Raw genomic sequence first — 13,360 nt, forward strand, 5'->3', positions numbered from 1 at the left:
GCACAACCCCACGCTGCAGAACTTCCAGCAGGCCTTCGACGAGCAGCCCCTGCTGCAGGCGATGGTGAACTCGCTGCTCGTGGCCCTGAGCGCGTCCTTGGTAGCCGTCGTCATCGCGACGCCGATGGCGTATGTGATGGCCCGGCACCGCAACCGGCTCGCCAAGGCGGCCACCGGCTGGGTGGTGATCAGCCAGGCCTTCCCGTTCGTCCTGATCATCATCCCGCTGTTCCTGATCCTGAAGAACCTCCACCTGATCAACTCGCTGATCGGCCTGATCATGGTGTACGTGGTCTGGGCCCTGCCGTTCGCGCTGTGGATGCTCGTCGGCTATGTCCGCGCCGTACCACCCGAGTTGGAGGAGGCGGCGGCGGTCGACGGGGCGGGCAAGCTGCGCACGCTGGTCTCGGTGACCGCGCCGCTGCTCGCGCCCGGCATCGTGGCCACCGCGATGTTCGCTTTCATCACCGCATGGAACGAGTTCTTCTTCGCGCTCGTCCTGCTCAAGACCCCGGAGAAGCAGACGTTGCCGGTCATCCTGAACCGCTTCATCGGCGCCGAGGGCGTCGCCGACCTGGGGCCGCTCGCCGCCGCCGCGTTCCTCGCGACCATCCCGTCGCTCGTCATCTTCGCGCTCATCCAGAAGCGCATCACCGGTGGCATGCTGGCCGGGGCGGTGAAGCACTGATGGCGCCCCGCCCGCGCGTGCGTCTGCGCGCCCGACTCGTCGCCGCCACGGCCACCGCCCTCGGCCTGCTGCTCACCGGATGCTCCGGGGAGCCAGCGGACGGCGGCGGCCGGATCACGCTGCAGTTCCAGTCGCTGGCCTGGCAGAAGGAGTCGGTCGACGCCAACAAGGAGCTGGTGAAGGAGTGGAACGCCGCCCACCCCGACATCCAGGTCAAGTATGTGCAGGGCAGTTGGGACAGTGTGCACGACCAGCTGCTCACCTCCTTCGAGGGCGGCGAGGCGCCGGACATCATCCATGATGCCTCGGACGACCTCGCGGACTTCGCGTACGGCGGCTATCTCGCGGACCTGGGGGAGCTGCTGCCGGAGCGCCTGAAGTCGGATATCCCGCAGCGCAGTTGGGAGACGACGACCTTCGGGGACGGGATCTACGGCGTCCCGTTCCTGCAGGAGCCGCGCGTCCTGATCGCCAACGCCAAGTGGCTGAAGGAGTCCGGGGTGCGCATTCCCACGCCGGACGAGCCCTGGAGCTGGGAGGAGTTCCGGAAGGCCACCGATGAGCTGGGCGGTGGCGCCGGCGACGGAAAGTACGGGGTGGCCTGGCCGCTGAAGGAGCCGGTGTCGGCCACGTTGAATCTCTCTTTGTCGACAGGCGGCAAGGTTTTCCACCGGGGTGCCGACGGAAAGGTGCAGGTGCGCTTCGACGCCGCCGACCAGGTGATGCCGAAGACCGTGCACGACCAGGTCAACTCGGACAAGAGCGCGTCGAGTTCGACCCTGGGCATGGGCGGCTCGGACACGCTGCCGGGCTTCTTCGGCGGCAAGTACGCGATGGTGCCGCTCGGGTTCTCGTACCGGCAGCAGATCGTGCAGCAGGCGCCGGACGGCTTCGACTGGCAGGTGCTGCCCGCGCCCGCAGGGGTCGACGGGCTGACCCAGGGAGTGAGTCCGCAGACGCTGTCGATCGCGGAGGACAGCCCGCACAAGAGGGAGGCGATGGCCTTCATCGACTTCCTGCTGCAGCCGGAGAACATGGTGCGGCTCGCGCGGGGCGACTGGATGCTGCCGACCGGAACCGAGGCGCTGAAGGACCCCGCTCTACATACGAAGAAGAACGACTGGGCCACGGGTGCGGCGCTCGCGGAGCACCTGCGTTCGGCTCCGGCGCAGTCGGTGCGCGGCTATCCGGAGTGGAAGGACAAGGTGGCGACGCCTGCGCTGCAGGAGTACTACAGCGGGGCGATCGACATGGGTGAGCTGAGGAGACGGTTGGTCGAGGACGGGAATCTGGTGCTGGCCCGCTATCAGAGATAGCCGCCGTCCTTGTGGGGCGAGGGCTGCGCGAGACGGTTCGTCTCTAAAAAGGTTGCACGAGTCTAAAAAGGTTGCACGAGACGTATCGTCTCGCATAGTGTGGTCGTCATGACCACTCCCCAGCGTGCCCATGTCGCCATGTTCTCCATTGCCGCCCACGGGCACGTGAATCCGAGCCTCGAAGTCATCCGGGAGCTCGTCGCCCGAGGGCACCGGGTCACGTACGCGATCCCGCACATCTTCGAGGAGAAGGTGGCCGAGACCGGTGCCGAACCCGTGCTCTACACCACGACCCTGCCCTCCCCGGACGACGACCCGGAGGCCTGGGGCACCACGTTGATCGACAACATCGAGCCCTTCTTCAAGGACGCGGTCAATGCTCTGCCCCAGCTGGCCAAGGCCTACGAAGGCGACGAGCCCGACCTCGTCCTGCATGACATCACGTCCTACCCGGCGCGGATTCTCGCCCGGCGCTGGGGCGTTCCGGAGATCTCTCTGTCGCCGAACCTGGTGGCCTGGGAGGGGTCCCAAGAGGAGGTGAGCGAGCCGCTCCACCGCGACCTGAAGGCGAGCGAGCGTGGTCAGGCGTACTTCGCGAACTTCGAGGCATGGCTGCAGGAGAACGGCATCACCCAGGGGCACGACGCTTTCGTGGGGCGCCCGCCTCGTTCCCTCGTGCTGATCCCCAAGGCGCTGCAGCCGAACGCCGATCGGGTCGACGAGAGTGTCTACACGTTCGTCGGCGCGTGTCAGGGTGACCGGTCCGCACAGGGCGACTGGCGGCGACCGGCCGAGGCGGAGAAGGTCGTCCTGGTCTCGCTCGGCTCGTCGTTCACCAAACAGCCGGCCTTCTACCGGGAGTGCATCGAGGCGTTCGGCGACCTGCCGGGCTGGCATCTGGTGCTGCAGATCGGGCAGCACGTCGACGCGAGCGAGCTCGGTGAGGTCCCGGCCAACGTCGAAGTCCACCACTGGGTGCCGCAGTTGGCGATCCTGAAGAAGGCCGACGCGTTCATCACGCACGCCGGGGCGGGCGGCAGCCAGGAGGGCCTGGCCACCGCGACGCCGATGGTGGCCGTGCCGCAGGCCGTCGACCAGCCCGGCAACGCCGACATGCTGCAGGGGCTCGGCGTGGCCCGGCACATCCCGACCGAGGAGGCGACGGCGGAGATGCTGCGGCGCACCGTGCTCGAACTCGTCGAGGACCCCGAAGTGGCGCGCCGACTGCGGGCCATTCAGGAGCAGATGGCGACCGAGGGCGGGACGCAGCGAGCCGCAGACCTGATCGATTCCGCGCTGCCCACTCGGTCGTAGCCCGCGACGCCTGCGAGGCCCGGCCGGCCGGTGGCGGGACGAGGGGCGGCGAGCCGGAGGGGCCCAGAGGCCTGAAGCCTGGAGTGGTAACGCTCAGGTAACAGGCCTCTGGGCCACCAAGGGCATTGACTCGTCTGGGAACTGTGACCCTTACCTCCGGGTAAAGGTTGCACGCGGCGCTTCTTGTGCCTTGGGCAACGGCCTTCTTAGCGTGAAGTGAACTCCACTCGAACGCCGGGAAGTTGACATGCGCCGAGACATACCACCTCTCTCCGAGGTACGCCGCATCACCGAGAAGAAGCGCGACGCCTGGTGGACCGTGCTCCTGGTCGACCCAGTCGCGACACCGCTGGTGCGGCAGACCGCGATGCGCACCCGTATCACCCCGAACCAGATCACGTGGGGCGCGTTCCTGCTCGGACTCGTGTCCGCCGCGTGCTTCGCCATGGCCGACTGGCGCTGGCTGATCGCGGGCGCGGTCGTCTACCACCTGAGCTTCATCCTCGACTGCATGGACGGCAAGGTCGCGCGGCTGACCGGTACCGGCTCCGTCTTCGGCGCCTGGCTCGACTTCGTCTTCGACCGGATCAGAGTCATGGTCTGCTCGGTCGCCCTGATGGCGGGCCAGTATCAGCGGACCGGCGAGACCATCTACATCTGGCTCGCCCTCGTGGTCATCGGCCTCGACACGCTTCGGTACATCAACTCCCTGGAGATCTTCAAGATCCGCCATTCCATGCGCAAGCAGATCAAGTCCCGCATGCGTGAGGCCCGGCGGGCCGAGAACCAGGCAGAGCTGGCGTTCATGGAAGACCTGCTGCGCGAGAACCCCGCAGCGGACATCGAGCAGGATCTGCAGGCTGCTGGGCGCGGGGCCGAGGGGCCGACGGCCGAGCCTGTCGCTTCCGCCGGTGCCCCGACCAGGGCGCAAGTCGTCGACCTGCACCAGGAGTTCCGCCACCGCTTTCCGTGGTACCTGCGTTGTCGCTCGTATCTGCTGAGCAAGCGGATTCGTACGCACCTCGTGAGCGGTATCGAGTTCCAGATGGGCGTCTTCATGATCGGCCCACTCTTCGACGTGGTGATTCCCGCGACGATCGTCTCCGGTGCGCTGCTGCTCGTCTTCGAACTCGCCATCATCTACAAGTTGTTGCTCTCCACCCGTGACTTCACGCGCACGATCGACAGCTTTGAGCAGCGAAAGCTCGCGGCCGCCGCCTGACCGTTCCGATTTCGTGCAGCGATCTGACCGGATGCCAGCGGATCTGTCCTGATTTCTTAAGTGACCTTTTTAGCCAATTGTTTCGGTCGGTCGAGAGGATCTCAGGGGTGCCCCTGAGGGCGCTCTGCGTTATGCGCAGAGCGCCCTATTTGTTATTACGGAACCTTGTTGAACAAGTCACAGCTGTATGTAGCTATTGATCTGCGCGCGTCAATCCGACAGGGTTTCGTCCCAACCCCCGGAGATCTTCCGGATCTACGGGGGTTGAGGCAGTAACGCTTACCCCCCACAACCCCCCACACCACGAGGAGACCCCTCTTCATGGCAACTCACAAGCGTGCTCGTTCCCTCAAGCTCACTGCGGCGATAGCCACCGCTGCGACCGCCGTGGGCGTCACCGTTTTCGCGACCTCCTTCGCCGGCGCCGCGCCGGTCGCCGAGGGCAAGATCTACGGTGCCAACGCCAAGGGCGCTGTGGTCGGCAGCTACATCGTCATGCTCGACGACAAGGCCAAGAAGAGCAGCAAGAAGGACCTCGCCAAGGAGTACGGCGGCACCCTCAAGCGCAACTACGACTCGGCCGTCAACGGCTTCTCCGCCTCCGGCCTTTCGGAGACCGAGGCCAAGCGCCTGGCCGCCGACCCGGCCGTGTCGAAGGTCGTCCAGAACAAGAAGTTCACGATCAACGCCACCCAGGACAACCCGCCGTCGTGGGGTCTGGACCGCATCGACCAGGCCGACACCGAGGGCGACAAGAAGTACACGTACCCCGACTCCGCCGGTGAGGGCGTCACCGCGTACGTCATCGACACCGGTGTCCGCATCAGCCACAAGGACTTCGAGGGCCGCGCCGAGTACGGCTTCGACGCCATCGACAACGACGACAGCGCCGACGACGGCAACGGCCACGGCACGCACGTCGCCGGCACCATCGCGGGCGCTGCCCACGGGGTTGCCAAGAAGGCCAAGATCGTCGCCGTCCGCGTTCTGGACGACAACGGCTCCGGCACCACCGCGGGTGTGGTCGCCGGCATCGACTGGGTCACCGAGAATCACGAAGGCCCGTCCGTCGCCAACATGAGCCTCGGCGGCGGCGCCGACGAGGCCCTCGACGCGGCCGTCCGCAAGTCCATCGCCGCCGGTGTCACCTACGGTGTCGCCGCGGGCAACGAGTCCACGGACGCCGGCCAGGGTTCCCCGGCGCGCGTGAAGGAGGCCATCACGGTCGCCTCCTCCACCAACACCGACCAGCAGTCCGACTTCTCGAACTTCGGTGAGGTCGTGGACATCTACGCTCCGGGTTCGGACATCACGTCCGCCTGGAACACCGGTGACGACGCCACCAACACCATTTCCGGTACGTCGATGGCGACCCCGCACGTCGTGGGTGCCGCCGCCGTCTACCTCGGTGGTCACCAGGACGCCACGCCGGAGCAGGTCGCCACGGCCCTGACCGAGGGCGCCACGCCGGACAAGATCACCAACCCGAGCGAGGGCACGCCGAACAAGCTGCTCAAGGTCGTCGAGTAACACCTCCTCGATGTGCTGACAGCCCCTCGGACCGCCCCCGTATCGAGTCGGCCGGGCCGAGGGGAGCCGAGGCGGAATCCGGCGCCCCGGTCGGGGACGACCTCCCGGACCTGACGTCGCGACCGAACCTCACAGCGCAGTGAAGGGCTTTTGGGGCCTGCTTCCCCGGACTCCGGGACTCCTTCCCGGACCGGCGGCCGTCGTGCCGACCCCCACGGGGCACGACGGCCGCCTTTCTGCGCGTGGTACGCGACTCCTGGGCGGGCCTGTCTAGGGTGTGGCCATGACGATATATGCGGTGCTGCTGCGCGGGATCAATGTGGGCGGCCACAAGAAGGTCCCGATGGCCGAACTCCGCTCTCTCCTCTCGGACATGGGCTTCGCCGGCGTGCGTACGCACCTGCAGAGCGGCAACGCCGTCTTCGACAGCGACCACGGTGACGAGGACTCCCTGGCCGCCGACATCTCCACCGCACTCGCGGAGCACTTCGGCTTCGCCATGGACGTCCTGGTCCGCAACGGCGACTACCTGCGGGCCGTCGCCGACGCCTGCCCCTATCCCGCGGACGAACTCGAACCGAAGCAGCTGCACGTCACCTACTTCTCCGAACACGTACGACCCGAACAGCTCGCCTCCGTCGACCCCCTGGCGTACGCGCCCGAGGACTACAAGGTCGGCGACCGGGCGCTGTACCTCTACGCGCCGGACGGCCTCGGCCGCTCCAAGCTCGCCCCCGCACTCGCCCGGCCCTCGCTCATGAAGGGCGTCATCGCCACCAGCCGCAACTGGAACACCGTCCTCAAACTCGTGGAGCTCACCCGTGCCTGAGACCTTGCCCGCCGTCGAGGCGGCCATCGAGGGTGAACTGCGCCTGCTCGCACCCGAAGTGCGCCGCTCGCCCAAGCTGCTCGGCGCTCTGCTCCATCCTGATTTCTCGGAGATCGGCGCATCGGGGCGACGCTGGGACCGGGAAGCGATCATCGCCGCGCTCTCCGCGCAGGACGAACCGGGGCACCGACCCATCACCACCTCCCGGATGCGTGGCGTCCAGCTCGCGGACGACCTGGTCCATCTGACCTTCGACACCGATGACAACGGCCGTACGGCGCACCGTAGTTCCCTGTGGCGGCTCACTCGAAAGGGTTGGCTCCTCTGGTTCCACCAGGGCACCCCGTTCACTGTTGATCCGGGACCTTCCACCGCTGATCCGGGACCGTCCATCGGTGGTCCGGGACCGTCCGCCGCTGGTCCGGGACCGTCCGTCGCTGGTCCGGACCGGCGGGGGCGGGCCTGAGCGGTGCCGACCAGGGCGCCCGAGAGTTATCCACAGGAATTAGTGATTCCGGATGGAGATCGGGATTTCGGTCTAGCGTGAGGGGCGAAGCAGCAGATCCACGCACACGAAATTCCTTACGGGGGTGAGGAGATGCACGGGGCTTGCCGTTCATCGGCATCAGCACACTCGTCTACGGCCTGGTCGGGCTGGTCGTCCTGACGGTCAGCGTCGTCCGGATGCGGACGGGGGAAGCGGAGCCGGAAGCGCCTTCGGGGACAGCGCCGCACACGCAGCCGCACACGCCGAGCTGGGCCGAGCCCACAGCCCGGTCCAGGCGTCGATCGAGGCGGTCGTCGCCAAGGGCCCGGCCCCGATCAGCCCGGGTCCGCTCAGCCCAGCCGCACCCGGTCCATCCACGTGTCAGGAACGCCACGGCCAACCATCTGGCGGCGACCACCAGGGGAGGGGCGCGATGAGGACGACGGACACCAGGACGACACTCACCGGCGGGCGCCGCCAGACCGTCACCGTCATCGTGCCCGCGCACAACGAGGAGGCCGGCTGTCGGCGACGCTCGAATCGCTGGCCGCGCAGACCGTGCAGCCGCAGCAGGTCGTCGTGGTCGACGACGCCTCGGACGAGGGCACCGGCGAGGTCGTCGCGGCATACGGAGCCCGGTTCCTCAGGCCGCCGCGCAACCACCGCGAGGATTGCGTGAAGCAGGTCGGTGATGCGGTTCGGGCTGATGGGCACCAGGTCCAGTACTCGCCAGCGTTTGAGGACGGCGGCGGCCCGCTCGACTGGTACGCGGAGTCGGGCATGGGCGGAGTTGGTGAGCTTCTCCGAGGCGTTGTATCCGTTGCCCTTCGGGCGGCGGACGGGGGTGCGGACGGTGCCGCCGGCGCCGAGGTGTCCGAGGTCGGCCATCGTTTCGACGTCGGCTTCGGTGTCGGCGGTGACGATGCCGTTGGCGCGCGGGCGGCGGGCAGGTCGGTGGTCGATCCTGGCCGGGCACGACCGAGGTAGGCCGGTTCGCCGTCTGTGTCGGTGAGCCCTTGGATGATGACGCCGTGGTCGTGGTGCTTGCCGCTGTGGAGCGGATCGTTGTTGGCCTCGGTGGCCGGACTCGCGCAGCGCCAGGTGCGGATCAGAGTGCCGTCGAGCGGGAGGCGACGCTCGTGGCGTGCGACGTTCACGGCGTCGGCGAGGTCCGGTGCGCAGGCGGCGAGGACATCGATGCCTTCGTTGACGTAGCGCCAGGCGGTGTCGGTGCTGATGCCGAAGTGGGAGCCGAGCTGGGCGAAGGTATCGCCTGTGGCCAGGTGGACCGGGACCATGACAGCCTGGTCGAAGGAGGTCAATTTCCTTCAGGAGACGCCGAGTTCGCTCCTTCGGGTGGCGATGAGGTTCTCCAGCCAGGAAACGAGGTCATCGGGTACGTCGAGGGTGGCACGATAGGTGACCGCGAAGCTCCCTTGCTCCGTAGGGAAGTTGGCACGATCGCAACGGGCAGGCAGCTTTGTGCGTCACGGCCCTGCTGTCACTCGATCCGGGCACGATCGGAAAGGCTCATTCGCCAAGGAGCGACAAATCGTCGCGCGGAACCCCGGGAGGAGCGCGGCTGTCCACGTTGGGGCGCACTCGTGCTGTTTGACCTTGTGCCGCTGAACGCGCCGGACCATGTCGAAGTCGTGGGTGAGCTCGGCGACGCGCATTTCCTCAGCCGTATCCTCGCCGCCACCTGTCGACGGTCACGCAATTCCCAGCCCGTCAGGCTGCAACTTCACGTAATTCCCCACCTGGGCAGGCCGCCCAGTAGCGCCCGTGTGCAACGGCCCGAGCGCCGGTCAGACAGCAACACGGGTGGGCACAGCATCCGCACGTCCATAGGCGAGCACCTGGGCGAGGACTTCGCGGAACAGGGCTACGTCGTCGGCCGGCGCATCGATGACGGCCTCAATCTCGTTGTCGCTCAACCGCAGGTCTTCCAGTGCTTCGGGGTTGAGTGAGACGCGGAGGACGTTGCCCGTCAGCACGGCCTCACGAACGTAGCCATACGCGGTCCCCTGTCCGGCTGTGACCAGGCAGTGTGTGTCCATTCCCAGGGCGACCTCTTGATCATCAGGCTCCTCCTCTCCCGCCATGAACATCAAGATGAAGCCGCTTCCGTCCTCACGCTCGGCAAGTGCAGCTTCGGTGAAGTAGCCGTCTGGATCTATCTCGGTTCTGGCTGCACGGGCGGTGAATCGGTACGTCATGACGGGGTTCTATCAGCGCCACGAGCTGATGCCGGGGGCTGGGCGGGCTCTGACCTCTCTCGCCCACACCGAGAGGTGACCACGAAGCTGACTCCTGGATTCCCCTGGGGGAACGTGACCCAGCCTGGGCCGTTGTTCCACGAGATGAGGCCGCGAGGGGGACCCGGCCCCGCCCCGAGCTGTCGGCGACGACCCGGCTCGGCGCCGAGCCGACCCTTGACGCTGGCCGTCCGGTCCGAGGAGGGCGAGTTGTTCGCCGACCGCGCACGGCACCTTGGCCGGCAGCTGTTCGACGACATGGGCCACCGGCTCTGCTCGGGGATCGAGATCATCCGCCAACTGATGCGGCGGCGCAGCCGGGACGAGGCCGTCATGCCGGTCGTGTTCAAGAGCTGGGTACCGGCTCGGCGTCCTGGCCCCACACCGAGCCCGTCCCGCTGCCCGCGGCGCAGGCCGCACGGTGCCTACTGCTCATCCGCCACGGTCAGACCCCTTCCAACCTCCAGCACCTGCTGGACACGGCAGAACCCGGTCCGGCGCTGACCCCGCTGGGGCAGCAGCAAGCGGCGGCCCTGCCGGAGGCGCTGGCAGGCGAACAGATCGGCGCTCTCTACGCGTCGACCCTGATCCGGACCCAGCTCACCGCCGCGCCCCTGGCTGCGCGGACCGGGCTGGAGGTCCGTGTGCGATCCGGCATCCGGGAGCTGTCCGCGGGCGACCTGGAGATGCGAGGCGACGATTCCGCCGCCGAGACGTATCTGAGCACCGCCTTCGCCTGGTCCGCAGGCAACACCGGCCTCCGCATGCCGGGTGGGGAAGACGGTGTCGAGGCCCTGCGACGTTTCGACGCGGTGATCGAGGAGGCCGCGGGTACGGGCAGGGACCGTCGCCATGGTCAGTCACGGCGCGGCCATCCGGATGTGGGTGGCGGCCCGCGCCGAGAACGTCGACGTGGACTTCGCGGCCGCTCACGCGCTGCAGAACACCGGTGTCGTCATGCTCTCCGGCGCCCCGGATCAGGGCTGGCGAGTGCAGGCGTGGGAAGGCCGTTCCGTCGGTCCGGAGGGCGGCGTTCCTGGAACGAGCGGTCCGGCAGGGGAAGTTGTGGACGGCATCGGCGCCTGAGGGGGTACGCGCGGGCGGGTCGGCGCCACCCAAACGGCCCCCTCACGGCATCAGCGACGAGCGTCCTCCGTGGCCGGTTCCTCCGCGAGGAGTTTCGCGGCCACGGCGGAGTCGGTGACGAGTGACGTGATCACTCCGCCGCGCAGTGCCGCCCGTACGGCGTCGGTCTTGGCTTCGCCACCGGCCACCGCGATCACTTCCGGGATGCGTACGAGGTCGGCGTAGGGGATCGCCATGGTGCGTTCGGTGAGTGTCGAGCGGATCGGGCGGCCGTCGGCGTCGAGGGGGATCGAGCAGATCTCGCAGACGGTGTCGAGGCCGTCGAGTTCGGCGCGTTCGCTCTCGGTGAGGACGCGGTGCACCTGGGAGCCGGTCGGGTCCCAGGCGCCGACGGCGACGGCCGCGACCGTGATGGTGCGCCACCGGGAGACGGCGGCCTGGATGCCCTGCTGGCGCTGCATGACGCGCAGGGCCTCGGGGTCGGAAGCCACCAGGGGTGCGTAGATCGGGTGGTGCGGGCCGCCGGAGACCGAGGTCAGGCGGCGGACCAGATCGACCGAGCTGGCGTGGATCGCTCCGGCGATGCCCGTCATCTGCACGATCCGGCAGGGCGGCAGGCCGTGCACCCGCTGGGCCATGGCGTCGAGCGTGCGGCCCCAGGCGACCCCGAGCACGTCGTCCTCGGTGACGATCTCCGTCAGCAGGTCGGCGGCCGCGCGGCCGAGAGCGGCGCGCAGCGCGGGCACGTCGTCGAAGGGGCCGGACGCCACCAGGGCGTGCTTGAGCCGGAAGTGCGTACGCAGCCGCTCGGACAGCTCGGTGTCCATCGCGGCGCCGCCGTTGATCTCGACCCGGACGATGCCCTCCGTGCGGCACGCCTCCAGGATGCGGGCGACCTTGTACCGCGAGAGGCCGTGGAAGTCGGCGATCTCGACCTTCGTCATGCCCTCCACGTAGTACTGGCGCGCGATCGCCGTCGCCTGGACGAGCTCTGCCGGACCCATATGGCCTCCTCTGGCCTCCTCCGCGTCATGCGATCACCAGCCTACCGCCACCTCGCGCCCATATGGGCGGGGGTTTTGACGTATGGGCAACGCGCGCCTTTCATGTCGGTGAAACACGGCCGGGCCGAGCGCCCTCAGAGCCGTCCTCGAAGTGGAGGAGGAGAAGTGGACACTGCCGAACGGCATGTGAGCCGGGAACCACAGAGTTCCGCAGTCATCAGCAGCACCCCGACGGCCCCGCCGCCCGCGGACAGCGCGCGCTTCATGCTGTTCGTGGTCGCCATCGCCGCCCTCGGCGGACTGCTCTTCGGGTACGACACCGGGATCATCTCCTCGGCGCTGCTCGACATCAGCGCCGAGTTCGGGCTCGGCACGTTCGGCAAACAGCTGGTGACCAGCGCGATCCTGGTCGGTGGCATCGTCGGCGCGCTCGGCAGTGGGCCGATCTCCGACCGGTTCGGACGCAGGCGTACGGTCCTCGCGGTGGCGATCCTCTTCGTGGTCGGCGCGATCGGCACCGCCGTCGCGCCCGACGCCGCCTCGCTCGTCATCACGCGGTTCGTGCTCGGCCTGGCCGTCGGTGCGGTCACACAGATCCTGCCCGTATACATCGCCGAGGTCGCACCGGCCGAGCGCCGCGGCTCCCTCGTGGTGCTGTTCCAGCTGATGATCGCGGGCGGCCAGTTGGTCTCCTATCTGGTCGGCTACGGCATCCAAGGGCACTGGCGGTGGATGTTCGCGCTCGCCGTCATACCGGGTGCGGTCCTCTTCGCCGGGATGCTGCGGCTCCCCGAGAGCCCGCGCTGGCTCGTCTCCCAGGGACGCCAGGACGAGGCGCGCGGCGTGCTCGCCCGGATACGCGGGGACCACGCCACCGCCGCCCGGGAAGTGACCGAGATCGAGTCGGTGCACCAGGAGGCGCGCGGCAGCTGGGCCGACCTGCGCCGGCGCTGGGTGCGCCCCGCGCTCACGGCCGCCGTCGGCATCTCGGTCCTGTGTCAGCTGACCGGCATCAACGCCGTGATCTACTACGCGCCGACCATCCTCACCGACTCCGGCTTCGGCAAGTCCGCCTCGATCCTCGCCACCATCGGGGTCGGTGTCGTCCTCGTCGCGATGACCGTCGTCGGCACCTTCATGGTCGACCGGGTCGGACGCCGCAGGCTCCTGCTGCTGTTCATCCCCGCCTCGGTCGTCGCGCTCGTCGTCCTCGGCGCCGCCTTCCTCGGCGGAGACCCCACGGGCGGGGAGCGCTGGGTGGTCGTGGCGGCCATGCTCGCGTACATCGCCTTCAACGGCGGCAGCCTCTCCGTGGTCATCTGGCTGCTGAACTCGGAGGTCATCCCGCTCGCCGTCCGCGGCAAGGGCACCGGCCTCGCCTCCGTCTCGATGTGGACCTCCGACCTCCTGGTCAGCCTCACCGCCCTCTCCCTGATCGGCGCGATCGGCGCCTCGGGCACCTTCTGGCTGTACGGGGCCGTCTCCGTGTTCGCGTTCTTCTTCGTCCTGCGCTGCGTCCCGGAGACCAAGGGGCGCACCCTGGAAGAGATCGAGAACTCGCTGCACGACGGCACCTTCCAGCCGCACGCCGCCCGCCGAACCGTCGGTCAGTAACAGATCTACGTA

The 13,360-nt window shown here is 68.2% G+C and carries 9 protein-coding genes and 4 pseudogenes; 9 read left to right on the forward strand and 4 right to left on the reverse strand.

Annotation, left to right across the window (positions count from 1 at the left end):
- The 7 genes and pseudogenes from QIS99_RS28475 to QIS99_RS28505 all read left to right on the forward strand — a co-directional run.
- Positions 1-688 (forward strand): carbohydrate ABC transporter permease (locus QIS99_RS28475; RefSeq protein ID WP_282516575.1); only part of this gene is annotated, 688 nt, incomplete at its 5' end.
- Positions 688-2,004: an ABC transporter substrate-binding protein gene (locus tag QIS99_RS28480; protein WP_282516576.1), complete on the forward strand. Its 1,317-nt coding sequence runs from the start codon at positions 688-690 to the stop codon at positions 2,002-2,004. The genes QIS99_RS28475 and QIS99_RS28480, both read left to right, overlap by 1 nt.
- Before the next feature lie 71 nt (positions 2,005-2,075).
- Positions 2,076-3,318: pseudogene (gene mgt, locus QIS99_RS28485) on the forward strand (macrolide-inactivating glycosyltransferase).
- Between the two features lie 247 nt (positions 3,319-3,565).
- Positions 3,566-4,540: a CDP-alcohol phosphatidyltransferase family protein gene (locus QIS99_RS28490; protein ID WP_282516578.1), complete on the forward strand. Its 975-nt coding sequence runs from the start codon at positions 3,566-3,568 to the stop codon at positions 4,538-4,540.
- A gap of 321 nt (positions 4,541-4,861) precedes the next feature.
- The gene (locus tag QIS99_RS28495) at positions 4,862-6,070 is read left to right on the forward strand and encodes a S8 family peptidase (protein WP_282516579.1); all 1,209 of its coding nucleotides are present in this window, start codon (positions 4,862-4,864) and stop codon (positions 6,068-6,070) included.
- 283 nt (positions 6,071-6,353) lie between these two features.
- Positions 6,354-6,899 (forward strand): DUF1697 domain-containing protein, encoded by a 546-nt coding sequence (locus tag QIS99_RS28500; protein WP_282516580.1) that lies wholly within the window; start codon positions 6,354-6,356, stop codon positions 6,897-6,899.
- Complete coding sequence (locus tag QIS99_RS28505; RefSeq protein WP_282516581.1) at positions 6,892-7,365, forward strand: nuclear transport factor 2 family protein; 474 nt, start codon at positions 6,892-6,894, stop codon at positions 7,363-7,365. The genes QIS99_RS28500 and QIS99_RS28505 overlap by 8 nt, the downstream gene beginning before the upstream one ends.
- Positions 7,366-8,061: 696 nt before the next feature.
- Here QIS99_RS28505 and QIS99_RS28510 read toward each other — a convergent pair.
- From QIS99_RS28510 to QIS99_RS28515, 3 genes and pseudogenes are all read right to left on the reverse strand, one after another.
- Positions 8,062-8,274: pseudogene (locus QIS99_RS28510) on the reverse strand (transposase family protein); the annotation flags it as partial.
- A gap of 296 nt (positions 8,275-8,570) precedes the next feature.
- Positions 8,571-8,708, reverse strand: a pseudogene (locus tag QIS99_RS32405) (helix-turn-helix domain-containing protein); the annotation flags it as partial.
- 486 nt (positions 8,709-9,194) lie between these two features.
- Complete coding sequence (locus tag QIS99_RS28515; RefSeq protein ID WP_282516582.1) at positions 9,195-9,605, reverse strand: Imm10 family immunity protein; 411 nt, start codon at positions 9,603-9,605, stop codon at positions 9,195-9,197.
- Between the two features lie 437 nt (positions 9,606-10,042).
- Here QIS99_RS28515 and QIS99_RS28520 point away from each other — a divergent pair.
- A pseudogene (locus QIS99_RS28520) lies at positions 10,043-10,730 on the forward strand (histidine phosphatase family protein).
- A gap of 50 nt (positions 10,731-10,780) precedes the next feature.
- On the opposite strand, the gene QIS99_RS28525 reads toward QIS99_RS28520, so the two are convergent.
- The gene (locus QIS99_RS28525) at positions 10,781-11,734 is read right to left on the reverse strand and encodes a sugar-binding transcriptional regulator (RefSeq protein ID WP_282516583.1); all 954 of its coding nucleotides are present in this window, start codon (positions 11,732-11,734) and stop codon (positions 10,781-10,783) included.
- Between the two features lie 165 nt (positions 11,735-11,899).
- Here QIS99_RS28525 and QIS99_RS28530 point away from each other — a divergent pair, with 165 nt between their 5' ends.
- Positions 11,900-13,348 (forward strand): sugar porter family MFS transporter, encoded by a 1,449-nt coding sequence (locus QIS99_RS28530; RefSeq protein WP_282516584.1) that lies wholly within the window; start codon positions 11,900-11,902, stop codon positions 13,346-13,348.
- Positions 13,349-13,360: the final 12 nt, after the last annotated feature.

Origin of the sequence: Streptomyces solicavernae, from assembly GCF_029968095.1 — a bacterium.
GTDB classification, from domain to species: domain Bacteria; phylum Actinomycetota; class Actinomycetes; order Streptomycetales; family Streptomycetaceae; genus Streptomyces; species Streptomyces solicavernae.

Coding starts and splice junctions, on each gene's coding strand:
- QIS99_RS28480 (WP_282516576.1), top strand. CDS start 688: ATGGCGCCCCGCCCGCGCGTGCGTCTGCGCGCCCGACTCGTCGCCGCC.
- QIS99_RS28490 (WP_282516578.1), top strand. CDS start 3,566: ATGCGCCGAGACATACCACCTCTCTCCGAGGTACGCCGCATCACCGAG.
- QIS99_RS28495 (WP_282516579.1), top strand. CDS start 4,862: ATGGCAACTCACAAGCGTGCTCGTTCCCTCAAGCTCACTGCGGCGATA.
- QIS99_RS28500 (WP_282516580.1), top strand. CDS start 6,354: ATGACGATATATGCGGTGCTGCTGCGCGGGATCAATGTGGGCGGCCAC.
- QIS99_RS28515 (WP_282516582.1), bottom strand. CDS start 9,605: ATGACGTACCGATTCACCGCCCGTGCAGCCAGAACCGAGATAGATCCA.
- QIS99_RS28525 (WP_282516583.1), bottom strand. CDS start 11,734: ATGGGTCCGGCAGAGCTCGTCCAGGCGACGGCGATCGCGCGCCAGTAC.